Origin of the sequence: Aestuariirhabdus sp. LZHN29 (genome assembly GCF_049985285.1) — a bacterium.
Taxonomy (GTDB): domain Bacteria; phylum Pseudomonadota; class Gammaproteobacteria; order Pseudomonadales; family Aestuariirhabdaceae; genus Aestuariirhabdus.
This window is the reverse complement of record NZ_JBNIEU010000001.1, coordinates 631,133-651,648: the sequence shown is the minus strand read 5'-3', so window position 1 is coordinate 651,648 and position 20,516 is coordinate 631,133. Positions and strand designations below refer to the sequence as shown.

At 55.7% G+C, this 20,516-nt stretch carries 25 protein-coding genes; 8 read left to right on the top strand and 17 right to left on the bottom strand.

The genetic code is table 11. From position 1 onward, the window contains the following. Window positions 1–4: 4 nt before the first annotated feature. From ACP3PW_RS03135 to ACP3PW_RS03110, 6 genes are all read right to left on the bottom strand, one after another. Window positions 5–775, bottom strand: coding sequence for a tripartite tricarboxylate transporter TctB family protein (locus ACP3PW_RS03135; RefSeq protein ID WP_426415206.1), 771 nt, complete (start codon window positions 773–775; stop codon window positions 5–7). 87 nt (window positions 776–862) lie between these two features. Next, on the bottom strand, window positions 863–1,873 hold the full coding sequence (locus ACP3PW_RS03130) for a Bug family tripartite tricarboxylate transporter substrate binding protein (RefSeq protein ID WP_426415205.1): 1,011 nt from the start codon (window positions 1,871–1,873) through the stop codon (window positions 863–865). Between the two features lie 161 nt (window positions 1,874–2,034). Next, complete coding sequence (locus tag ACP3PW_RS03125) at window positions 2,035–2,523, bottom strand: methylglyoxal synthase (protein ID WP_426415204.1); 489 nt, start codon at window positions 2,521–2,523, stop codon at window positions 2,035–2,037. A 55-nt stretch (window positions 2,524–2,578) separates the two neighbouring features. Next, on the bottom strand, window positions 2,579–3,592 hold the full coding sequence (gene gap / locus ACP3PW_RS03120) for a type I glyceraldehyde-3-phosphate dehydrogenase (RefSeq protein ID WP_426415203.1): 1,014 nt from the start codon (window positions 3,590–3,592) through the stop codon (window positions 2,579–2,581). Window positions 3,593–3,716: 124 nt separating this feature from the next. Continuing rightward, on the bottom strand, window positions 3,717–4,799 hold the full coding sequence (locus tag ACP3PW_RS03115; protein ID WP_426415202.1) for an isocitrate/isopropylmalate dehydrogenase family protein: 1,083 nt from the start codon (window positions 4,797–4,799) through the stop codon (window positions 3,717–3,719). A gap of 234 nt (window positions 4,800–5,033) precedes the next feature. Continuing rightward, window positions 5,034–5,714: a GntR family transcriptional regulator gene (locus ACP3PW_RS03110; RefSeq protein WP_426415201.1), complete on the bottom strand. Its 681-nt coding sequence runs from the start codon at window positions 5,712–5,714 to the stop codon at window positions 5,034–5,036. 96 nt (window positions 5,715–5,810) lie between these two features. Here ACP3PW_RS03110 and otnK point away from each other — a divergent pair, with 96 nt between their 5' ends. The 5 genes from otnK (at window position 5,811) to ACP3PW_RS03085 (ending at window position 8,695) form a co-directional block, all read left to right on the top strand. Then, the gene (gene otnK / locus ACP3PW_RS03105) at window positions 5,811–7,094 is read left to right on the top strand and encodes a 3-oxo-tetronate kinase (protein ID WP_426415200.1); all 1,284 of its coding nucleotides are present in this window, start codon (window positions 5,811–5,813) and stop codon (window positions 7,092–7,094) included. A 1-nt stretch (window position 7,095) separates the two neighbouring features. Further along, the gene (gene otnC / locus ACP3PW_RS03100; RefSeq protein ID WP_426415199.1) at window positions 7,096–7,743 is read left to right on the top strand and encodes a 3-oxo-tetronate 4-phosphate decarboxylase; all 648 of its coding nucleotides are present in this window, start codon (window positions 7,096–7,098) and stop codon (window positions 7,741–7,743) included. Window positions 7,744–7,746: 3 nt separating this feature from the next. Beyond that, window positions 7,747–8,046, top strand: coding sequence for a putative quinol monooxygenase (locus ACP3PW_RS03095; RefSeq protein ID WP_426415198.1), 300 nt, complete (start codon window positions 7,747–7,749; stop codon window positions 8,044–8,046). 88 nt (window positions 8,047–8,134) lie between these two features. Beyond that, entirely contained in the window at window positions 8,135–8,371 is a 237-nt protein-coding gene (locus tag ACP3PW_RS03090) for a VF530 family DNA-binding protein (RefSeq protein WP_426415197.1), read from the top strand. 108 nt (window positions 8,372–8,479) lie between these two features. Continuing rightward, a complete protein-coding gene (locus ACP3PW_RS03085; RefSeq protein WP_426415196.1) occupies window positions 8,480–8,695 on the top strand; it encodes an RNA-binding S4 domain-containing protein in 216 nt (71 codons plus the stop codon). On the opposite strand, the gene ACP3PW_RS03080 is transcribed toward ACP3PW_RS03085, so the two are convergent. The 6 genes from ACP3PW_RS03080 to nifE form a co-directional block, all read right to left on the bottom strand. Next, the gene (locus tag ACP3PW_RS03080; protein WP_426415195.1) at window positions 8,692–10,059 is read right to left on the bottom strand and encodes a hypothetical protein; all 1,368 of its coding nucleotides are present in this window, start codon (window positions 10,057–10,059) and stop codon (window positions 8,692–8,694) included. The genes ACP3PW_RS03085 and ACP3PW_RS03080 overlap by 4 nt on opposite strands. A gap of 243 nt (window positions 10,060–10,302) precedes the next feature. Continuing rightward, on the bottom strand, window positions 10,303–10,605 hold the full coding sequence (gene fdxB, locus ACP3PW_RS03075; RefSeq protein ID WP_426415194.1) for a ferredoxin III, nif-specific: 303 nt from the start codon (window positions 10,603–10,605) through the stop codon (window positions 10,303–10,305). Window positions 10,606–10,615: 10 nt separating this feature from the next. Next, a complete protein-coding gene (locus ACP3PW_RS03070) occupies window positions 10,616–11,086 on the bottom strand; it encodes a NifX-associated nitrogen fixation protein (RefSeq protein WP_426415193.1) in 471 nt (156 codons plus the stop codon). A gap of 45 nt (window positions 11,087–11,131) precedes the next feature. Beyond that, complete coding sequence (locus ACP3PW_RS03065) at window positions 11,132–11,590, bottom strand: NifB/NifX family molybdenum-iron cluster-binding protein (RefSeq protein ID WP_426415192.1); 459 nt, start codon at window positions 11,588–11,590, stop codon at window positions 11,132–11,134. Then, window positions 11,587–12,984, bottom strand: a complete 1,398-nt coding sequence (gene nifN / locus ACP3PW_RS03060) for a nitrogenase iron-molybdenum cofactor biosynthesis protein NifN (RefSeq protein ID WP_426415191.1) — start codon at window positions 12,982–12,984, stop codon at window positions 11,587–11,589. Before nifN ends, ACP3PW_RS03065 begins: the two co-directional genes overlap by 4 nt. A gap of 3 nt (window positions 12,985–12,987) precedes the next feature. Further along, the gene (gene nifE / locus ACP3PW_RS03055) at window positions 12,988–14,394 is read right to left on the bottom strand and encodes a nitrogenase iron-molybdenum cofactor biosynthesis protein NifE (protein WP_426415190.1); all 1,407 of its coding nucleotides are present in this window, start codon (window positions 14,392–14,394) and stop codon (window positions 12,988–12,990) included. A gap of 336 nt (window positions 14,395–14,730) precedes the next feature. Here nifE and ACP3PW_RS03050 point away from each other — a divergent pair, with 336 nt between their 5' ends. From ACP3PW_RS03050 to ACP3PW_RS03040, 3 genes are all read left to right on the top strand, one after another. Then, complete coding sequence (locus ACP3PW_RS03050; protein WP_426415189.1) at window positions 14,731–15,495, top strand: substrate-binding periplasmic protein; 765 nt, start codon at window positions 14,731–14,733, stop codon at window positions 15,493–15,495. A 182-nt stretch (window positions 15,496–15,677) separates the two neighbouring features. Then, the gene (locus tag ACP3PW_RS03045) at window positions 15,678–16,586 is read left to right on the top strand and encodes a dienelactone hydrolase family protein (protein WP_426415188.1); all 909 of its coding nucleotides are present in this window, start codon (window positions 15,678–15,680) and stop codon (window positions 16,584–16,586) included. A gap of 116 nt (window positions 16,587–16,702) precedes the next feature. Next, the gene (locus tag ACP3PW_RS03040) at window positions 16,703–17,161 is read left to right on the top strand and encodes a GNAT family N-acetyltransferase (RefSeq protein ID WP_426415187.1); all 459 of its coding nucleotides are present in this window, start codon (window positions 16,703–16,705) and stop codon (window positions 17,159–17,161) included. 15 nt (window positions 17,162–17,176) lie between these two features. Here the strand turns inward: ACP3PW_RS03040 and cowN are convergent, their stop codons facing one another. The 5 genes from cowN to nifK form a co-directional block, all read right to left on the bottom strand. After that, the gene (gene cowN, locus ACP3PW_RS03035; protein ID WP_426415186.1) at window positions 17,177–17,458 is read right to left on the bottom strand and encodes a N(2)-fixation sustaining protein CowN; all 282 of its coding nucleotides are present in this window, start codon (window positions 17,456–17,458) and stop codon (window positions 17,177–17,179) included. Window positions 17,459–17,950: 492 nt separating this feature from the next. Further along, window positions 17,951–18,352 (bottom strand): NifB/NifX family molybdenum-iron cluster-binding protein, encoded by a 402-nt coding sequence (locus ACP3PW_RS03030; RefSeq protein ID WP_426415185.1) that lies wholly within the window; start codon window positions 18,350–18,352, stop codon window positions 17,951–17,953. 69 nt (window positions 18,353–18,421) lie between these two features. Beyond that, the gene (locus ACP3PW_RS03025) at window positions 18,422–18,616 is read right to left on the bottom strand and encodes a 4Fe-4S binding protein (RefSeq protein WP_426415184.1); all 195 of its coding nucleotides are present in this window, start codon (window positions 18,614–18,616) and stop codon (window positions 18,422–18,424) included. 39 nt (window positions 18,617–18,655) lie between these two features. Beyond that, window positions 18,656–18,862, bottom strand: coding sequence for a putative nitrogen fixation protein NifT (nifT, locus tag ACP3PW_RS03020; protein WP_426415183.1), 207 nt, complete (start codon window positions 18,860–18,862; stop codon window positions 18,656–18,658). A 51-nt stretch (window positions 18,863–18,913) separates the two neighbouring features. After that, window positions 18,914–20,485: a nitrogenase molybdenum-iron protein subunit beta gene (gene nifK / locus ACP3PW_RS03015; protein WP_426415182.1), complete on the bottom strand. Its 1,572-nt coding sequence runs from the start codon at window positions 20,483–20,485 to the stop codon at window positions 18,914–18,916. Between the last annotated feature and the right edge of the window lie 31 nt (window positions 20,486–20,516).

The following is a 20,516-nucleotide window of genomic DNA, read 5'->3' as shown; positions in this document are numbered from 1 at the left end:
CCTCCTAGTCAAACAGGTCATAGCGAAGGTAATCCATCATCTGAATGATTGTTCCCTCGGTGGGCATCGGCACTAACATAAAGTACTGGAATCCGACGGTGAGTAGCAGGGGGATAAGCAGGGTGGCCAGTAGCATATTGCTATAACGGCGTTTGCGATCCTGGGGAGGAAACTTCATGCGTAGAGGCAGTGCTAAGAGTACCAGGGTAAAGCAGCCAATAAGGGTATCGGATGCCAGCAGCTGGTTATCAGTGGTGTCGAAGGGGTAGAAGAAAAACACCAATAAAACGACGGGCAGCAAGGTCAGGTAGGCGGCTGCCAACTGTCGGTTCAGGCTCGGACAATCGAACAGAAAACGAATTGTAAGAGTGGCCTGAAACAGGGTTGTTGCGAGGAAGAAATCCACCGCAGGGATAAGCAGGTAAACGTAGAAAATCAGCAGTCCAATAATGAAGAGGGTATCTCTCCCCCGCGGCGAAATGGGTAGCACGGCCGGGATGAGTGTTTTCCAGTGGAATCCTGTTGAGTCCAATGAGATAAGGCTTCTATATGCGGTTACCAGCAGAACCATTGCCAGAATCAGCAGCAGGCAACCGATGACCAGGGGAAAAAGTGCTGGCGATACATACCAGACATTCTCGACCCCCCCCCAACTGTCTGTCATGGGAAACGTGGAAGCTTCTGCCAAAATGGCGATGGCAAGTATGAGCAGGATGATGGCCGTACGGAGGTCGGCAAGGCGTAGTTCACGCAACTGGGTTTTATCGATATTCATTATTCGGCGTCCGGGCTGTATGGCAAGGCAGGGACACCGAGTTCCGGGGTAACCCCCGGAACGGGTGTCACGGCTGCGATCAGACGATCAGGGCTTAGGGATGCCGAGCTTAGCCGGGCTGACTTTCGCTGAACCGAGATCCTGCAGGGTCCAGGCAAACAGGGACTCCAGCTTGTCAAACTCCTCGGCGGCAGCCTTACCGCTTTTTCCGGATAGTGAGTAGAAGTTTTTCGCTGCCCACTCTTTGACGGTATCGCTAGCCATCGCCTTGGCGAAGGCGTCATCCAGTTTCGCTTTTACCTCTTCGGGTGCGTCGGCTCGAACCGCCAACCCAATCGCCTGGGAGATCGGAAGGTGCTCGCTGAGCGATGGGTAGCTGGTGAAGGCAGAAGGAATGGTGCCGACACCGGGCAGGTCGAAACTGCTATCGGTCAGCATCGCCAGTGGGCGCAACTTACCTGCGCGGATCAACTGCTGTTGCTCGGCCAAAGAGGTAATAACCAGAGTTACTTCGCCGGTGACTGCTGCGGTTTGAGCAGGCGCTGAGCCTGGGTAGGGGATAAAACGCACGTCGGCATTGGTGCCTTTCATAAATGCCAGCAGGTTGAGGTGGTGAATAGAGCCTGCGCCGCCTGCGCCGGCGGTGATCTTGCCGGGAGCCTTTTTGCTGGCGGCGACTAGATCGTCCAGCGACTTGATGTCAGAAGATGCCGATACCGATATAAGGTCAGGTGAGCCGCCTACGATAAAGCTATGCCACACGTTCATGCGCTGATCCCAGCCACCCATGACGCCGGCAGTGACGCAGGATTCTGACAAGCCCACCAGTGTGTAGCCGTCACCTTTGCGCTGATTGACATAACTCATACCCAGGGAACCTGCTACGCCACCGGGTTTGTTGGTTACGTTGATGTCAACGTCCAGCACTTTTGCCATTTCAGCCGATATTACGCGGTTAACTGTGTCGGTTCCGCCACCGGCGGACCATACCACTACGTTGGTAATATTACGGCTGGGGTAGGTTTTGGCGGCTTCCACCGGGGTTGTCATAGCCGCGATACTGAAGGCGGCAACCAAGCCTGTCATTATTTTTTTCATTGGTTTTTCCTCTGGTTCCTGTGTCGGCGCCCTTACTCAATCGGGCACCGTCTAGCCGAAGCGTTAGCCTTCGACTCGAATAGTTATTAGACGGAAACAATTAACGAATATTTCTATGTATACGTTAAGTGATTATAGAGTGTATTATTTGTCTGGTTCTGTCAATATTCCTCCGGGTGAGATGGTGGGTTGTGTCGTTGCGCTCTGTAGCTTGGGTAATCAGGGCTTAGTCGGTAATGAGAGTTGTCGATTAATGGCGATGAAAAGAGGAAGTCAGCGCTTGCCCGGTTGCAGGCGATTGGCAGATTCCATACCGCTGCAATGCGTAGTAGCGCTTTGATATCGGGGTCGTGGGGTTGTTGTTCCAGTGGGTCCCAGAAGAACACCAGTACGTCGACCTCCCCTTCGGCAATCAAGGCACCTAGTTGCTGATCCCCCCCCATGGGGCCGCTAAGTAAAGGGCGTACCCTTAGCTGGTGGCGATCGATTAGCATATTGGCGGTGGTTTCGGTGGCGAGGAGGCGATGTCGGGAAAGTCGCTGGTGTTGATTCGCGCACCACTCCATCAGTGCCTCTTTCTGGTGATCGTGGGCGACCAGTGCGATGGTTTTGGTCGCCGCCACCGAGCGTTGTTGATACTGAAGCTGCATCAGACGGCCCTTCGCCTATAGGCGGCGGGAAAGACCCTATAGAGCCCCATGGTCATCACTCCTCCCCCGCATCCATTAGCGAAATGGCGTTGTCGAGCATACGGTGGGAAAATCCCCACTCATTGTCGTACCAGGCCATCACCTTTATCAGGCGACCGTTAACTCGAGTCTGGGTTGTATCAAAGGTGGCAGAGTAGGGGCAGTGGTTGAAATCGATCGATACCAGAGGAAGTTCGTTGATGGCCAGCACCGGGCTTAGGTAGCCGCGTGCGGCCTCCTGCATAATGGCGTTTACCTCGGCCACCGAAGTGTTTCGTGACACGCTGAGGGTGAGGTCCACCAGTGATACATTGATCGTTGGTACGCGTACAGCCATTCCATCAAGGCGACCGTCGAGTTCGGGCAGTACCAGCCCCAGGGCCTTAGCGGCACCGGTTTTGGTCGGTATCATCGATTGGGTGGCAGAGCGGGCGCGATAGGGGTCGCTATGATAAAGATCCGACAAGCTTTGGTCGTTGGTATAGGCATGTATGGTGGTCATTAGCCCCCGCTCTATGCCTAGTGCATCGTGCAGGGGCTTGGCCACCGGTGCCAGGCAGTTGGTGGTGCAAGAAGCGCTGGATATGATGCGGTGACTGCTGTTTAGCAGATGGTGGTTGATACCGTAGACGATGGTGGCGTCCGCTCCTGTAGCCGGGGCCGAAATAATGACCCGCTTGGCGCCTGAACTGAGGTGTACCTTGGCCTGATCACGGCAGGTGAAACGTCCCGTGCATTCGAATACTACGTCTACATCCAGTTGGCGCCAGGGAAGTTCTGCGGGGTCTTTCTGGTTGAGCATTTTAATGCGGTCCTGACCAATCACCAGCTGATCATCTTCTATGGAAAGGTTTCCGGTGAAGGGGCCGTGTACCGAGTCGAAACGGGTGAGGTGGGCATTGATTTGCGGGTCGCCAAGATCATTGATCGCGACCACTTCAATGCGGTTTCGGTAGCCTGATTCGTAGAGGCCTCGCAATATGTTGCGGCCGATTCGGCCGTATCCGTTGATGGCTACACGTATGGACATGATGACTTCCTGCTGTGTTTCGTCCGCACCCTGGTCGGGGTAGTGACAGGTATCAGCTGGCGGTGATGATTGGGACAGGATAAGAGGGCCAGTCTGAATGGGTTGATAGATGTCATGGAAAGTTTCAGCTCGTAAGCTGCTGGCCGACCAGGTCGACAATCTCTTTAGTGCCGGAGCGGCCACCCAGCTCCCAGGGCAACAGCGTTCCTGTGGCGTAAGCGGCCATGGTGGCGGATTCCAGCAGCTGGCCCGCGGAAGTCGCCTCGGGGCAGTCAAAGCGGGTACCCAGATAGTCGAGTAGAAGTGCACCGGACAGAATCATCCCGGTGGGGTTGGCTTTACCTTGACCCATAATATCCGGTGCGGAGCCGTGACAGGGTTGAAATACAGCATGGTTATCGCCGATCTCACCAGAGGAGGTCATTCCCATACCCCCCATCAGCGCGGCGGAGATATCAGACAGAATATCTCCGTACTGGTTCTCGGTGGGGATAACATCATAGCGCCAGGGGGCTCGCACAAAGTCCAGCGCTGCCGCATCGACATACTGGTGTTCGCTCTCGATATGCGGATATTCGAGGGAGATCTCATCAAAAATGGTGCGGAAAAAAGCCTGTGAGGAGAGTACGTTGGCTTTGTCGGCGCAGGTAACCAGGCCGGGAAGGCCGCGCTGCTTGCGGCGTTCAGCGAGTTGAAAGCTGAAACGGAACAGTTTCTCGGATGTTTCCCGAGTGACTCGGGTAAGGTTGTGTGCAGCACCGTCGTTGTCGAGTGGATGTTTGCGAGGCTCGGCGAAGATTCCTTCGGTGGACTCACGGACAATCACAAAGTCGAGGGTCTTGCTGCGAGGGTCCGAGAGTGGCAGGGGCAGGCAGGGCATTGGACGGCAGGGACGCACTCCGGCGTATAGCTGCAGTCGTTTTCTCAGGTCGTGTTGAGGACCTACCTCAGTGCCATCGGGGTAACGCACGTCGGGCAGCCCCATCGCCGCCAGGTAGATCGCATCAGCGCTGGCCGCCTCCTGGAAATGGGATTCGGGAAATCCATCGCCGGTCTCCTGGTAGTGTTGAGCGCCTGCGGGAACATTCACCCATTGCAATTGAATGCCGGACTGGCGTGCGACCTCTTTTACCAGTTCAACGGCTGGAGAGGTAATCTCTTGTCCGATACCATCGCCGGGCATCACTGCAATTTTAAAGCTGCGCATAGGTTTTTTTATCTCTGTCGTATGGCAATGGGAGAGGTACTCTATGTGTTTTATAACGTATACGTTAAAAGATAGTCAAGAACAACGACTGATATTTTAGGGGGGGCGCCAGGGACGCTGATACAAGAGCGGGTCGAAATTGGGCACTTATGCGGATAAACGCCGCCTGCTATGAAGGATGCGCCGCATAAGTGCTAGTTTGCGGTGGGGGAGGAAGGCTGCGGGTCGAACGGGCTAGCCGCTAAAATTGTTGTCCAATAGGTCGAGCAGTGCGGTTAGCTCATCGGACGCGCGCTGACGGTGATGCATGTGCACCTGAACAGCCCGGTCACCGTCTCCTGATTTGAGCGCCTCAATCAGTTGGCGATGCTCCTCGGTTGACTGTTGAGGAGGCTTTCGCAATCGTAAGGTCAGGTTGCGCACACGATCAGTTTTATCCCAGTAGCGGTTCACCAGATGAGCCAGCTCAGAATTATCCGATGATTGCACCAGGATTTGATGAAAGCGCTTGTCGTTGGATGCCCATAAATCCAGGTCGTTATTAGCCAGTGCGGTGGTCATGGCCTTCTGGGCGGCTTCCAATTCTGCGAGTTGAGTCGAGGCAATTGGGCGCCGGCTAAGGGTGGTGATGGCAGCCACCTCGAGACAGGAAAGAATTTCATAGATATCTTTCATCTCTTTCGCCGAGATTGGGCGAATAAAGATTCCTCGGCGGGGCACGATGGTTACTAGCCCCTCCTGCTCTATCCGAATAGCCGCCTCGCGCAACGGGGTTCTGGAGGTTCCCAACTGCTCGGCAAGCTCCTGCTCAAGGTAGTAATTACCGACTCGAAGCTCGTTGTTCAGAACCATGCTGCGCAGGCGATTGAAGACCTGTTCCGAGAGTTTTGGTTTTTTGCTGGTCCGAGTATTCATTGGCTTGAAGGGATCCATAATGATATTGTTTAATGTATACGTTAAGTAACTGGCGCATATTTTAGCGCAGCCCTTATATCATAGACAGGAGGTTTTATGCCAAAGCTACGGCTAGGATGCGTCGCCGATGATTTCACCGGAGCTAGCGATATGGCCTCCTTCTTGGTTCGCGGTGGTCTTAAAACAGAAATGATCGACGGCGTGCCACCCCTGGGCTGGCATCCTCGGGAGGATACGGCGGCAGTGGTAATTGCTCTCAAGTCCCGGACGATACCGGTTAAAGACGCGGTGGCGCAGTCATTGGCCAGCTTTCGGTGGTTGCGCGAACATGCTACGGACTGCCAGCTGTTTTTCAAATATTGCTCCACATTTGATTCGACTCCGCAGGGGAATATTGGTCCGGTTATAGATGCGGTAATGGAGGCTTTTGACCTGCCGCGGGTGTTGGTCAGTCCGGCGCTGCCGGTCAATGGACGAACCGTCTACCGCGGCTATTTGTTCGTGAATGGTGTCCCCCTGGCCGAGAGCCCTATGCGGAATCACCCTCTTACACCGATGCATGATTCGAGTCTGGTGCGCATGATGGAGCAACAGGGGCAATACAAAGGGACGGTTCTGGATCACAATCTGCTTGCCTGCGGGAGCGACGCTGTGCGCGAACGAATAAACTCCCTGGCCCCCGAGCAGCGTTATTTGGTCGCTGATCACTTTGAGCCCCAGCATGCTGAGGTGTTGGCGCACGCGATGGCCGATGCAGCCTTTATATCGGGCAGCTCAGGTTTAGCCGAGGCGTTGGCGCGACAGCATACGCAGGGGGATAACGAGCAACCGCAAACGGGCTTTACTGCGCCAGGGAAAACCCTGATTTTAGCGGGGAGTTGTTCCGAGGCGACCCGTGATCAGGTGGCACGATTTGTCGAACGGGGAGAGGGCGAGAGCCTGCGCCTGGATCCCGCAGGGCTCATGAACGGTGAGCTTCGTGACGAGGCTATTTGGAGTTGGGTTAGTGACCAGAGCTGCTCAACGTGCCTGGTCTACAGCTCAGATGAACCGGATCGAGTGAGTGATGCCCAGCGTACTCTGGGGCTCAATGTTGCCGAGCGATTGGAGCAGGCCTTTGCCATGCTAGCCAGGCGCGCGGTGAACGCCGGGATTCGAAAACTTGTTGTCGCAGGAGGTGAAACCTCCGGGGCCGTAACCCAGGCTCTCGGTGAGCAAACCTTTGGTGTGGGACCATCGGTTGCCCCGGGTGTCCCCATCATTCAAACGATGGGGAGCGATCCCCTTTTACTGGTATTGAAGTCGGGTAATTTTGGTGACCAGGATTTTTTCCATACCGCTATCGAAATGATGGGTGGTACCCAAGGCGAGGGATACTAGAATGGTGTACACAGAGTTGGGGGGGCGTGAGGCCTTGGTGCGAGTGGGCTGCTCATTGTTCGACCGTGGTTTAACCCGAGGGGCGTCTGCAAACTTAAGCGTGAGAACGGAGAATGGATTTCTCATTACTCCCACCAATTCATGTATAGGTTTTCTTGATGGGGAGAAATTATCGCTGTTAGATGCAAAGGGCGAATGGATTAAAGGTGATAAACCCTCAAAAGAGTTCTCCTTGCACAGGGCAATCTATAACAAGCGTCCGGAAGCGATGGCGGTGATACATCTCCATAGTCCCTATGCTACCGCAGTATCCTGTCTTGATGTGGCGGAGGAGGAGTTATTTCCACCGCTCACCCCCTATTTGCTGATTCGCCTGGGGAGAGTGCGCAGGGTACCCTATTTTGCTCCGGGTGATCCGCAGCTGGCTGATGCTGTGGCTGCGGTAGCTGAACAAACGGCTGGCATCCTGATGGCTAACCATGGCCCCATCGTAGGGGGGGATTCCCTGGAATCAGCCATGTACGCGATTGAGGAGCTGGAGGAGAGCGCGCGCATGACCCTGCTTCTCGCTGGACATTCGGTAAAAATGATCGATGCCGATAATGTGCGTGAGCTGCGCTTAAAGTCTGGTCATCCCGTGGAGAGTTAGCCTATGTATGTAATTTGGGTAGAGTTTGAGGTGAAAGCGCAGAAGCTGTCAGAATTTGTAGAAGCGGTTACCCAAAATGCGCGCCTTTCCTTGCTGGAACCTGGCTGCCATCAGTTTGATGTGTGCGTGAGTACTGAGAAGGAGGCCGGAATCGCTCTTTACGAAATTTACGATGACGAAGCGGCCTTTGACGTACACTTAAAAACTAAACATTTTTCAGAGTTTAACGACGCAGTATCCGATTGGGTGCTGAGTAAGCGAGTGGTCGCTTACGAACGTATTGAGGATGATTCGGCGCAATAAACAGGAGTGGAGCCTGCTCACTAATTGGTGCAGAATCAATGGAATCCGACCGCCGTGTCGATTCCACCCTTTGCCGGACCTATTTCTCATGACCGATACCCAGCCTAACAACCCACTCCATGGCATTACCCTGGAGCAGATTGTGACCCGCCTTGAGAAACATTATGGCTGGGAGGAGCTGGGGCGACGCATCGAAATCCGCTGTTTTACCCATGACCCGTCGGTAAAATCGAGTCTCAAGTTTTTGCGCAAAACCCCCTGGGCGCGAACCAAGGTGGAGGCGCTCTTTGTGGCCACCCAAAACAGTGTCTATCAGCGCAAGTAACCCGTCCTCGTGGTTTGCCGGTCTCGCGATACGATCAATTACTGCTTCGCCCCATGGGCGGATTACTATATGCTGCGCCTTTTCAACACATGAGTCTGTGCACGCCCTATGTTAACCATCGAAATAAACCGCGAGCCGGTAGAACTGTTTAAGATCCTCAAGTTCGAGGGCATGGTCGCCAGTGGGGGTGATGCCAAGGTGGCCATCGCCGAGGGGCAGGTGCTGGTTAACGGTGAAGTCGAGACCCGTAAGCGTCGCAAAATGATGTCGGGCGATGTGCTTGAGTTTCACGGCGAGCAGTTCACCCTCAAACTCGAAGCCTAATCATCGCTGGCAGAGATAAGCTGCCACATCAGCACGCCGTGCTCGCGCCGGTAAATATCGCTGTGGGCGCCGCCGCCTGACAGGTAGGCGTTTTGCTCGATTAAATCGCTCGCGTTAATGTAGGTAACGTGGCTGCCATTGAGGTGACGGCGGTTTAGAAGCCCCCTGTTGTCGGCTTTCAGGCAGTTGAAGAGTTGGGGGGCGACATCACAGACTTTTTTATAGCTTTTGTCGTTGCCCGCGTACACTCCCCAGAACGCGGTATCCATCGCTTTGTCATGCTTTGACGCAGTCAGGTAGATTGAGGAGGCGTTCCGGCACCGTTCGGGAAAGATGATCTTCCGGTCCCCCCCTTTGCCCAGTAGGCGGTCAACCTGAAAGGCACCCTGCAGGTTGATCAGTGTGAGCTGGCTAAACGATTGGGTGCTGATGGTGGCACCCTGTTCGGGATGGATGGCGGGGCCGACGCAGGTGGCGATACTGGAGGCCCGGCTACCAAAGCTGTGGCCGATCACGACCACCGGCAGGGCACTGTCTGCCTTGGGTAAAGTATCGTGGAGCAATACCCCCAGCCAGGTTAGGCCCAGTTCATCGGCGTCGCGTGCCTTGACCGGGAAACTGACCATTTTCAGGAGGGGGCCCAGCCAACTGCTCTGCCATTGGCTGGGCCAGGTGACGCCGATCACCAAGGGGTGAAAATCCTCACCGGCGGCCAGGCGAATGTTTTTTATGATTGAATTAAAGTTGCGCACGGCCTCCTCCTGCACCGTATTCCAGCCCATGGTTGTGACCAGGATATGTGTAAAGGGGGTTTGGCCTGGCGCGCTGGATTGTTTGATACGCGAGCGAATTCGAGCCTCCAGTTTCTCCAGCGCTGCCCAGCTTTTTTTATAGGCCTGGTGCGGTGAGATCGGCACCGGCTGCATACCCTTACAGGGCGCAACCAGCTGCTGGGTTGTGTTGTCTTCGGGCTGCCGGTAAGCGTTATGCAAGGTGCAGTTGCCCAGCCCGAATTCCCGCCCTTTGTTTTCAACAATATGGGAGACATAGAGAATTTTGCTGTCGACGATCTCGGAGCGAGCCTGTTGCTGGCTGAGGCCGGCTTCGTGTTTGTCGACCACCAAAATATCGCCGCCGCGCGTGATGGTTCTTACCGGACTTTTCTCCACCCCCACGATAAAGCCGGGAGCGTTAAGGCTGATTTCACTCGGGTAATAAAGCACTGAATGGAACAACATCGTGGTTTCGTTATTCGTTTCCAGTATGGTTTCCGGAGTTTCGAGTGCCCGCTGGGGGCCTGAGGAGCAAGCGGTAACAAGGGCGCAGAGTAACAGTGTCCTGGGCAGGAGTGATCTTCCCATCATGGGTTTCTCCGGCAGGCATTGCCCGCAGCAACCGAACAGCTCAAGCGGTGGGAGTGTGGAAGGGGCTGAAGCCGCTGATCGTCTGGGTGGCATAGAGCCAGGGACCGCAGATGGGCCGTGGTTAGACGATCAGCGCTGTAACAAGCGTAGACCAGTTTCAGATGAGCTGTCTATCTTGATGACGAGGCGCCGACTTGCAGTTGGCGCGTTTGTCCCGCTGCAAGAGCCGGAGGGGTCTACCGCTTAGGCGGTTTTGGGTGCGTGGCTGATACAGTTCTTGGAACAAACTTTGGCGCAGGCTTCGCAGCCTATGCAATCTCCGGGGTTGGACACCGACATCACCATGCGCTGCTCGTCGTCGTCAAAATCATCGTAGTCATCATCGTACTCTTCGTCATTGGCTTCGTATTCAACCAGGTCGAGTACATCGCGCGAGCAGACCTTATAACAGCGACCGCAGCCGATACATTTGCTCTGGTCGATGTCGGTGATGTATTGGGGAACCCAGTCGCTTCCGTCCTGGGTTGAGGCTGTGTAGTGAGACACGGTGCAGCTCCTAGATAGCGGCCACGGTGGGATAGCAGCTAACCATCGCCTGGGCCTGGGTGAGTATTCGATCGCTTTCGAGTTTCAGCTTTTCGAGGCTGGGAAAACCAAATAAGTGGGCGTCGCGCAGCACCTTGTCCATCACTACCAGTTTGCCGACGGTGATCAGTACGCGGCCAAATCCTTCGTGGCTGATGCTGATGAAGGGGCTGCACATATGGCCGCACTGTTTTTCTATTAGTATTGCCAGGGCGCTGTAGTAGGCGCGGATATTGGAGAGTGTTACATCGTCCGGATCGGCAGTAATAGGCATCTCCTGTTTGCGTTCCCGGGTCATGATTAGTGGGTCAACCAGCCTGGCGTTACTCCACTTCTCATAAGCTCCGTAGCTGTCAAGTGCCCGTAGGTGGCGAACCAGCTCAATGACAAACTCACTGCCTAGAATAGGGTCGATATCATCGATTACCATATCGTCATACATGAGTGATGCTCCTGTTATTGATTCAACGATGAATCTGAACTGTCGTTACTCTTGCCAACCTTCAGCTTCCATGTCGTCGAAGCGGCGCTCGTTTGTTTCTGGACGGCAGAGCCAATGGGGGGGATTATTTTTCCATAGCGACTGTAGTTCGCTAATCTCCCTCGCGATGGGTGTGCCCGCGGTGACACGCAATGGCTGGATTTTTAAGCTGAGAAGTTGTTTCACTGCCGCAGGCCCAATGGCGTTGCAAAAAACGGCCTGGCACCCTTCGAGCAGCTCCAGTTTGGTGAGGAGCTTGCTGTGGTTTTTATCCTGCTCGGTTTCGGCGAACTCAGCGACCTCGATCAGCTCGCAGTTATCGGGCGTGATGCTGTAGATCATAAAGCTGCAGGCGCTGCCAAAATGCTGGTCAATTTTCTTGCGGTCGCGAGTGGCGAAAGCAACGCGTACTCGTTGTGTTTGCTCATCAGGCTGAGAGAGCTTTAAGTGGCGTTCCAATTTCATTTGCACGCTCCGCTACAGTTACAGGAGCTGCTGGCCGTCCGGTCCTGTTTCTGGCTCAGACTGGAGTGATATACCGGGATGCGGTGAGGGTCTGCGTGCAAGCGCAAGGTGGCGAGCTCGAACAGGGTTTGGGCGCTGCCGCCGTAACCGATCCAGCAACGCCGGTGAGCACCGTAGTGATCGTGCTGGGGAAAACCTGCACGCAGTAGAGGAATGCCTAGCGTGGTCGACACCTCGGCCAGGTGGCTATTGCCGATCAGTAGCTCGGCCCCCTGCTCTTGTGCCATCTCCATCAGCTCCGAAAGGTCACCGACCTTGATGCGGTTACAAGGCAGTCGCTCCAGTGCACGATGGGCGATCGGGGTTACGGCAGCGACCAGAGTCGCTCCCATCTGCGTTAGCCAGTCGCCAAAGCCCAGCAGCAGGTCCGGATCGCCCGCCAATGCCACTGGCGCCAACCCGAGCTGGAAATGACAGTCGACCATGGTGTCTTGAAGCTGTGCACGCTGGCGTTCAATCTGTGCGGGAACGGGCTCGCCGCTGATCTGTTGCAGGCAGTGGATAAAGCGGTCGCAGGCTTCCAGCCCCATCAGGTGGTCGAAGCGGTGGCTGGGTACCGAGGTACGCTTTTGCAGCGCTTTTGCTGCCCGCGCCATCGAACGACCCACTACCAGGGTTGCGCTGCTGGCACCGAGCCGGTCAAAGGTGGAGACCGGGGTGCCACCGAGGGTCAGGGGGCTGAAATCCTGCTCTACCAGATGCCCGAGAGAGTCGCTGAGGTCGGGTACCACCAGCGCATTGAGCCCGAAAGCCTGTATCCACTCCTTGAGCAACTCGATATCGGCCGGAGTGTGGTTGGCTCCCACCAGTAGATTCACTTGCTGGGGCATACTGGCGACGCGGGTAGGGGGCGCGTCGGATACCAGGGTATTGATCATCGCCTCGACAGCGAGGGCAAAACCGGTTTCCATGCAGCCTTTAAAATCGGGTGCGTTGAGGGGCACGATCCGGGTTGCATCGTGTTCGGGGTGGTCGACACGGAACTGGCGAACGACTCGTTCGATGTCGCTGCCCTGGGTTTCGGTCAGTCCGGTGGTGGTCACCAGGATAAGTGCCGGCGCACTTTTACTACACAGTGTGACCAGCGCTTCGGCCAGGTTCTCGTCACCTCCCATCACCGTGCTCACCTGATCCATCGCGGTGGTCTGCAGGGGAATAGGTTCACGAAAATGCTGTACTAGAAATACCTTGGCAAAGGCCGAGCATCCTTGCGATCCGTGCAGCAGGGGGATCGCCTGGCGAATACCAAGGCAGGCCAGGGTGGCCCCAAGCGGCTGACTGGCCTTGGCCGGGTTGATGGCGAGGGGGCGGTTGCGTTTTTCGATAGTGGCCATGGTCTAGTCCCCGCAGGCGGCAGTGGTGTTCTGTTCGGTGATGTCGCTCCAGGGAGCCTTGGCACGCACCTGTTTCCATACCGGGTTGGTGAGGCTGAGGCTGAGCTGTCGTGCCAGTTCCTTCATGCCGACATAACCTGCGTAGCCAAACTCGCGTTCCTGATTGATATCGAGAAAAGGCAATCGAGCCTTGAGGGCGGTGTAGAGGTTTCGGCCCCCCGCGATCAGCATATCGGCGCGGTATTCGGCGACGCGGTCAAGCAGTTGACGAGCGTTGCCGCTTTCCAGCATGATCGCCTCCTCCCCCATAAGCTCCCTAATACGTGCCTTGTCCTCCTCGGTAGATTTCTTGGTTCCGGTGGCGACGACCTCCATGCCCAGATCTTGCAGTGCAGACACTACGGACCATGATTTGACCCCACCGGTATAGAGCAATACCCGTTTGCCACGCAGTTGCTCGCGCCAGGGCTCTAGTTCAATACCAAGCCGGGTTTCTTCCCGCAGGATGACCCGTTCGGTGCGTTGTATCAGATCGGCATCACCGATGGTACTGGCAAAGTCACGCAACGCTTGCGAGGTGTCGCGCAGCCCGTAGAAACTTCCTTCGAACCAAGGCGTTCCGTATTGGGTGTTTAGTTTACGAGCAACGTTCACCATTGCTTTGGAGCACACCATCATATTGACGTCGGCCTGGTGCATGCTCTGCACTTCGTGAAATCGAGCGTCACCGGACAGGGTGCAAAGTACCCGTAACCCCAACTCATCGAATAGTGGCAGTACGTTCCATAGCTCACCGGCTATGTTGTACTCGCCGATCAGGTTGATGTCGTACACGGGGATGCCTGCCGGGTGGACGGGTTTGGGCATCTTCTCTGCGGTGCCAATGACGTACTTAAGCATCGACTCACCGGCAATACGGTTGCCGAGGTTTTTGGAACCGTAGAATCCGGCGCAATCCACCGGCACCACCGGTGTCCCCCAGCGTTCGCTGGCCGCGCGGCACACGGCCTCGATATCGTCGCCGATCATTGCTGGTACGCAGGTGTTGTAGACCATCACGGCAGCAGGCTGGTGAAGATCGATCGCCTGCTTGATACTGTGGAAGAGACGTTTTTCACCGCGCCCCATGATCACATCCTGCTCGCTTAGATCGGTGGTCATGCCCAGGCGGTAAAGGGTGGGGCCGCTGGATCGGGAGCCACGGTTGTCCCAGGAGTTACCCGCACAGGCGATGGGGCCGTGAACGATATGGGCCACGTCGGCGATCGGTAGCAGGGCGATCTGGGCGCCATCGAAGGCGCAGCCGCCCGCCGACGCACCGGGGGTTGGGCGCGCGCAGCCGGATTTGGCCTTGTCGTTGTGGTCGCAAGCCGGTTCGTCGAGTAACTCTGCAATCTCTCGGGCCTTCATGATGCCTTCCATCCCTTCCGGTGAGTTTGCCCACAGGGGCGGTTATCTATAGATGAGCAACAGTTGTGCCAGCGCTAAGTGATTGATTTTTCGTTGCTATGGCGGCGCGTGAGGATGCTTTTGTGGGATATGCGACAGGGATCGAGGGGTTTGGGGAGGAGTATGACAAAGCGAGGAGTGTGGCAATGGAGGGTTGAACCGTGGCAGGATGGCCCCTCTTTTGATGACCCCATACCAACGAGTGGCAGCGCAAATGTCGTGATAGATACTGCGTATCCCCACGCGCCCCGATGATCGCTTGTTATACTGGGTTTAACCTTCACCGGAACCTGTTACATGTCACGCTATCTACCCTGTTTACTGCTGCTCTGCGCCGTGGGTGCTTCAGGAATGACAGTCGCCAAGGCCGCAGAGCAAGATGAAACGCTGATTTTTGCCTACGGAAGACACGATGGCCCGCCCCATGCGTTTATGCGCGAGCGGGAACCCCGGCAGCTTTACGGTGGCATATTGCACGATGTCGGTGAGGCCGTGGGTGAGCGCCTCGGGATTCCGGTACGGTTTGTTGAGGCTCCCCGTGCGCGCCTGGTGAGATGGCTCATCGAGGGGCGGGTTCACGCACATTGCGAACTCAATCCTTTGTGGGTGGGTAATAACCCCCAGTTGCTGTGGTCGGGGGCGGTGTTCAGCTCTGCGGACCGTTTTTATTTGAATCAAAAGAGGAGTGCCTCGGTACAGACCCACGACGACCTCAAAGGCCTGCGAGTGGGTGGACTCAAGAGCTATACCTATTCAGACGAGCTGACGCAGCGGGTAAGCGACGGCGAGGTGATCCGTGTGGACGCGGCTTCCGCCCAGCAGTTGATGGGCATGTTGCAGCGGGGCCGCATCGACGCCATGTTGCTCGATGAGATTGTGGCGGACTATTTGCTCACGCTGGAGCCCCACGCCCTGGCGGGATCCCCGTTGGAGGACTCTCGACTGAGCCGCTACTGTGCATACTCGCCCCTTGCCCCCGTTGCTATCGAACGCTTTAGTGAGGTTATTCAGCAGCTGGTTGATGAGGGCCGGATACAAGAGATAATGCAGCGTTATCAATGAGGCGTAGCGCGGTGCACGCACCCGGGTCGATAACCCTTACCCCGATGGTTGGATTGGGAAAATGCTAACCCTTAAACTACTCTTGTCTGATCGGTGTGCAGTTTCTACGCCCCCATCCCGCAGACGCCCCTTAATGGACTAAGTTAGGCTGTAACAATGTCATCACTAAACGTGAGGTTATTATGTCTAATGCCGAAAAAATATCAGCAACTACACCACAGCCGATCCCCCAGGAGGCTTTCGACTGGTATGACGAATACGCCCATGGCCTGATCGATCGGCGCACCTTTATGGCCCGCCTCTCGACGCTGGTCACTGCAGGACTGACGCTGAGCATGCTCTCCTCGGCACTGCTGCCCGACTATGCGCTGGCCGAGCAGGTGTCGTTCAACGATCCGACGATAAAAGCCCAGTACACCACCTTTTCCTCGCCCAACGGCCACGGCGAGGGGCGAGGTTATCTGGTGACCCCCGCGGCCTTAACCGACAAGGCACCGGTGGTGTTGGTGGTGCATGAGAATCGTGGTCTCAACCCCTATATTAAAGATGTGGCGCGGCGGGTGGCTAAATCCGGTTTTGTCGCCTTCGCGCCGGATGCGCTTTTCCCTCTTGGTGGATACCCCGGTAACGATGATGAGGGGCGTGCGATGCAAAAATCCATGGATCGGGGAAAAATAGAGCAGGATTTTATTGCCGCGGCGAAGTTCTTGAAATCCCATCAACTCAGCGATGGAAAACTGGGCGTCGTGGGTTTTTGCTTCGGCGGATATATCGTCAATATGCTGGCCGCAACCCTGTCGGATGACCTTAACGCAGGCGTGCCGTTTTATGGAACCCCTGCCGCAGAGGAGCTTCGGAAAAATATTAAAGCGCCGCTGATGATTCAATTGGCGGGGCTGGATAAAAGGGTGAACGCCACCTGGCCCGGTTATGAAGCTGACTTGAAAGCCTACCAGGTCGATTACCGCATGCACCTGTATCCCGAGGTGAATCATGGTTTTCACAACGACTCTACCGGCCGTTATAATGAGCCCGCTGCTGAGTTGGCGTGGCAGCGCACGTTGGCATTTTTCAACCAGCATCTGGCGTGATGCCAAAAGCGCAACCCTGACGGGGTAGCTTTTAGAGTTCGTTGGCGCGGGCGGGAGGTTTTCCGGAATCTCCCACCGTTCCCCCCGCAGAGAGTCTCGGCGATAAAAGGTGAACAATGATCCGTTGGCAGTGCTCCTCTTACGCATCGCTGTCTTGCGATGAGCTTTACGCGATTCTGGCGCTGCGCCAGACGGTTTTTGTGGTGGAGCAGCACTGTCCCTATCTCGACGCAGACGGTGCCGATGACTGTTCATGGCACCTTATGGGGTGGGAAGGAGAAGAGCGGGATCGACAGTTAGTGGCCTACCTGCGGATTGTTTTTCCCGGCGTGAACTACGAGGAACCCTCACTGGGACGCGTGGTTACCGCACCCTCGGTGCGCGGTCGTGGCATCGGTAGAAAGTTAACTGCACAAGCGATCGCCCGTGCGCAGGAGCTGTATCCCGATACTGCCCTGAGAATCTCCGCCCAGCACTACCTGTTAGCGTTTTACAGCGAGTTTGGATTTGCCGCGGTGGGTGATCCCTACGACGAAGATGGCATCCCTCATATCGAGATGCTGCGCGTTGCCTAGTCCGGTTCCGGGGCTCTAACAGCATTGCTCCTCAATTGCCTGAAGCCACTCCAGTGCCTGCTCCTGCTCGTGATCTTCCAATAGCTCGCGAAGGTAGAAAACATAGGAGTGGATCATAAACAGTGCATCGGGTGCGCCTTCGCCCTGGGCCCGTGTGAGGAATTTATTCCAGAACCTGTTATCGGGCTCGAACTGGTGAATAATTTGTGCGAGCTCGTGCATCAGGCTGGAGGCTCGCTGCTCGCAATCAAGACCGCAAAATGAGACATAGCGATCGCTGCAAGGGGAGTGGTTCATAGGCTCCTCATTTTCATGTCTGTACATAGGGCGCTACCGCCGTCCCTGGCTCCGACCGGCAGGGACGCCGGAAGTGCCCAAAACGCAGGAGCAGTTTTCGGCTCGCGCCATACCGTACATCCTGTACATAGGGCGCTACCGCCGTCCATGGCTCCGACCGGCAGGGACGCCGGAAGTGCCTAAAACGCAGGAGCAGTTTTCGGCCCGCGCCATACCGTACATCCTGTACATAGGGCGCTACCGCCGTCCATGGCTCCGACCGGCAGGGACGCCGGAAGTGCCTAAAACGCAGGAGCAGTTTTCGGCCCGCGCCATACCGTACATCCTGTACATAGGGCGCTACCGCCGTCCATGGCTCCGACCGGCAGGGACGCCGGAAGTGCCCAAAACGCAGGAGCAGTTTTCGGCTCGCGCCATACCGTACATCCTGTACATAAAAAGGGGGCCCGAAGGCCCCAAAGTGCTTACGCAGAGAGCACACACACACAGAGATTATCCCGCCTCCAGAATAGCGCTGGGGCGAAGCCCCATCCGTTTCGCCATCCAGGGCGGAGGATTGGTTGCGAGTACATTTTGCAGCCGTTTGAGGGCGTCATAAACAGGAGTCAGCTGGGTGTCTTTCAGCGGGTGAATGCCATGGCGTATCACCTTGGCCGCTGCGGGACCGCCGATTGAGGCGACAAAGAGCAGGTCGCAGTCGCTTAGCTGATCAGCGCGTACGCCATTTTTTTCGATGCCTTCAACGGATTTGGCAGTGCGACTTTCTACGAACAGGATGCTGTCAACGTCGAAACGATAGATGTCGAACTGGGTACAGCTTCCAAAGTGGCCATCGATCACATCCCCTCCGTTGGTGGCGAAGGCGATGGTGAATTGAAAGTGATTTTTACTCATCTGCATCTCCTGCTGTTAATGGAATGGCGTCTGGTAAAAGACGCCATGTCAGAATTGGAAAGAACCTGATCAAGCCGCCACGATGCAGTCATCAATCGGGCAGATAACGACGCATTTAGGCTTGTCAGATTCGCCTTCGCACTCTGTGCAACTGTCGGCCTTAATCTTGAATGCTACCAAACTTTCGGTAATCGATTCGGTAGGACACTCCGGGACGCAGTCGCCACAAGAGATACATTCATCTTCAATAATAGTCAGTGCCATGATCTACTCCTTGTCGATAGTAAGAGTAATAGGTGCGCCTTAAGCCCGGCGAACCCGTACGGTTTTAGGCAGTTTGGGTTTGTCCATAGGGTCGAGGTACCAGGCGCTGCCATCGTCCAGTTCGATCCGTCCACCCCAGTGTTCGCTGCTGTCATGTTCCAGTGAGACAACCATCGCTTCGAGATCTTTCTTGGCGATGTACAGTGAGAGGCGACCTTCGTTTTCCCTGAGCATTACGCTGGGCATTGGATTCTCCTGAAGTATCGGGGAGAGCTTACAACTCTCCCCGATGTTGGCCTAGCGAACCAGGTCGAAGTTGTAGTCGGTAACGCCGATCTCCATGGTTTCGGCATCGAGTTTTTCGAGCACCGAATTCACCAGCGTAGTCAACATCTGCATGGCACCTTCGTAGCCAAGGGTGGTTTGACGATGCAGGTGATGGCGATCGAAGATCGGGAAGCCGAGACGGATCAGCGGTACTTCGAACTCCTTGCCTTTGGCGAGGGTATCGCGCTGCAGGAATTTTCCGTAGCTGTTACCGATGACAAAGTCTGGTTTATTGGTGAACAGTAGCGAACGCAGGTGCCACAGGTCCTTGCCATAGTGCACTTCGCAATTGGCGCCGAAGGGTGAGGCATCCAGTTTGGCCTGCATCGCTCTTCCCCAGCGCTTGTTGCCGTTCTGGCAAAGGATGATCGATGGCTCGGAACCCAGCTCCAACAGGAACCCGGCCAGCGCCATGACAAAGTCGGGATCACCGTAGAGGGCAAATTTTTTGCCGTGCATCCAGGTGTGGGAGTCTTGCATCATATCGACAAGACGGCCCCGTTCCAGCGCCAGGCTTTCGGGAATCTCTTTTCCGGTCAGCTCTGAAACCTTCATCAGAAATTCATCGGTTCCTGCCAGTCCCATCGGCGGCGCGATTTCGCTGGCGGGCTGCTTCCATGTGGTTTTGACGAATTTTTTGGTCTTGGGCAAACCCCAGGGTTGTAGCAGCAGGGTGTCGATGGCGTTGGGGGCATCCTTTATTTCAGCCTGAGTGGTGCCGCCTTCGTACATGCGGTACTTGCCGTCTGCCGGAGTATCGAGCACCTCACTCGGATCGCTAAGCAGGCTGGCTTCGACCTCCATTTCGGCCATCATCCGCTTCAACACACGGTAGTTGCCGAGGTAAGTTTCGAAACCGGGTACCAGATTGATTTTACCGTTGCTACCGACCTCTTTATCCTCCATTTGATTGAGGGTAAAGGTGCGGGCAAAGCCCTCGAACATACCATCCCAGCCGTTAGTGTGGCTGCCGACAAAACTCGGGGTATGGGCGAAGGGGGTGGGCATCTCGACGGGAAGATGACCCTCTTTCTTGGCGTTGCCGATAAACGCGTTCAAGTCGTCTCCGATCACTTCCGCCATGCAGGTGGTAGAGACGGCGATGATCTCGGGCTTATAGAGGGCGTTCGCATTTTCGAGGCCATCTTTCATATTTTGTTGGCCACCGAACACTGCCGAATCTTCGGTCATTGAGTCAGAGACGGTCATCACTGGCTCTTTGAAGTGACGGTTGAAATAGGTGCGGAAATACGCCACACAACCCTGGGATCCATGAACGTAGGGCAGGGTCTTTTCAAAACCCAGTGCACAGAGCACTGCGCCCAGGGGCTGGCATGCCTTGGCCGGGTCGACGGTAAGCGATTTACGGGCGAAGTTGATCTCCTGGTACTCTTCGGTGGTGGTCCAGTCAAAGATCTCCTTCACCTTGGCATCGGCGGCGGGGTCTTCCATGCCGGCCTTCTTCTTGGCCAGCAGTTCCTGATATTCCGGCTGCTGAAACAGCGGGTAACAGGGTTTTACATCTTCTGCAATTTGACTCATTTTAACCTCCCAATCGCGCCACTCTAATGTG

Excerpts from the sequence above, each read along its gene's own strand:
- ACP3PW_RS03135 (WP_426415206.1), bottom strand. The coding sequence starts at position 775 with ATGAATATCGATAAAACCCAGTTGCGTGAACTACGCCTTGCCGACCTC.
- ACP3PW_RS03130 (WP_426415205.1), bottom strand. The coding sequence starts at position 1,873 with ATGAAAAAAATAATGACAGGCTTGGTTGCCGCCTTCAGTATCGCGGCT.
- ACP3PW_RS03125 (WP_426415204.1), bottom strand. The coding sequence starts at position 2,523 with ATGCAGCTTCAGTATCAACAACGCTCGGTGGCGGCGACCAAAACCATC.
- gap (WP_426415203.1), bottom strand. The coding sequence starts at position 3,592 with ATGTCCATACGTGTAGCCATCAACGGATACGGCCGAATCGGCCGCAAC.
- ACP3PW_RS03115 (WP_426415202.1), bottom strand. The coding sequence starts at position 4,799 with ATGCGCAGCTTTAAAATTGCAGTGATGCCCGGCGATGGTATCGGACAA.
- ACP3PW_RS03110 (WP_426415201.1), bottom strand. The coding sequence starts at position 5,714 with ATGAATACTCGGACCAGCAAAAAACCAAAACTCTCGGAACAGGTCTTC.
- otnK (WP_426415200.1), top strand. The coding sequence starts at position 5,811 with ATGCCAAAGCTACGGCTAGGATGCGTCGCCGATGATTTCACCGGAGCT.
- otnC (WP_426415199.1), top strand. The coding sequence starts at position 7,096 with ATGGTGTACACAGAGTTGGGGGGGCGTGAGGCCTTGGTGCGAGTGGGC.
- ACP3PW_RS03095 (WP_426415198.1), top strand. The coding sequence starts at position 7,747 with ATGTATGTAATTTGGGTAGAGTTTGAGGTGAAAGCGCAGAAGCTGTCA.
- ACP3PW_RS03090 (WP_426415197.1), top strand. The coding sequence starts at position 8,135 with ATGACCGATACCCAGCCTAACAACCCACTCCATGGCATTACCCTGGAG.
- ACP3PW_RS03085 (WP_426415196.1), top strand. The coding sequence starts at position 8,480 with ATGTTAACCATCGAAATAAACCGCGAGCCGGTAGAACTGTTTAAGATC.
- ACP3PW_RS03080 (WP_426415195.1), bottom strand. The coding sequence starts at position 10,059 with ATGATGGGAAGATCACTCCTGCCCAGGACACTGTTACTCTGCGCCCTT.
- ACP3PW_RS03070 (WP_426415193.1), bottom strand. The coding sequence starts at position 11,086 with ATGTATGACGATATGGTAATCGATGATATCGACCCTATTCTAGGCAGT.
- ACP3PW_RS03065 (WP_426415192.1), bottom strand. The coding sequence starts at position 11,590 with ATGAAATTGGAACGCCACTTAAAGCTCTCTCAGCCTGATGAGCAAACA.
- nifN (WP_426415191.1), bottom strand. The coding sequence starts at position 12,984 with ATGGCCACTATCGAAAAACGCAACCGCCCCCTCGCCATCAACCCGGCC.
- nifE (WP_426415190.1), bottom strand. The coding sequence starts at position 14,394 with ATGAAGGCCCGAGAGATTGCAGAGTTACTCGACGAACCGGCTTGCGAC.
- ACP3PW_RS03050 (WP_426415189.1), top strand. The coding sequence starts at position 14,731 with ATGTCACGCTATCTACCCTGTTTACTGCTGCTCTGCGCCGTGGGTGCT.
- ACP3PW_RS03045 (WP_426415188.1), top strand. The coding sequence starts at position 15,678 with ATGTCTAATGCCGAAAAAATATCAGCAACTACACCACAGCCGATCCCC.
- ACP3PW_RS03040 (WP_426415187.1), top strand. The coding sequence starts at position 16,703 with ATGATCCGTTGGCAGTGCTCCTCTTACGCATCGCTGTCTTGCGATGAG.
- cowN (WP_426415186.1), bottom strand. The coding sequence starts at position 17,458 with ATGAACCACTCCCCTTGCAGCGATCGCTATGTCTCATTTTGCGGTCTT.
- ACP3PW_RS03030 (WP_426415185.1), bottom strand. The coding sequence starts at position 18,352 with ATGAGTAAAAATCACTTTCAATTCACCATCGCCTTCGCCACCAACGGA.
- ACP3PW_RS03025 (WP_426415184.1), bottom strand. The coding sequence starts at position 18,616 with ATGGCACTGACTATTATTGAAGATGAATGTATCTCTTGTGGCGACTGC.
- nifT (WP_426415183.1), bottom strand. The coding sequence starts at position 18,862 with ATGCCCAGCGTAATGCTCAGGGAAAACGAAGGTCGCCTCTCACTGTAC.
- nifK (WP_426415182.1), bottom strand. The coding sequence starts at position 20,485 with ATGAGTCAAATTGCAGAAGATGTAAAACCCTGTTACCCGCTGTTTCAG.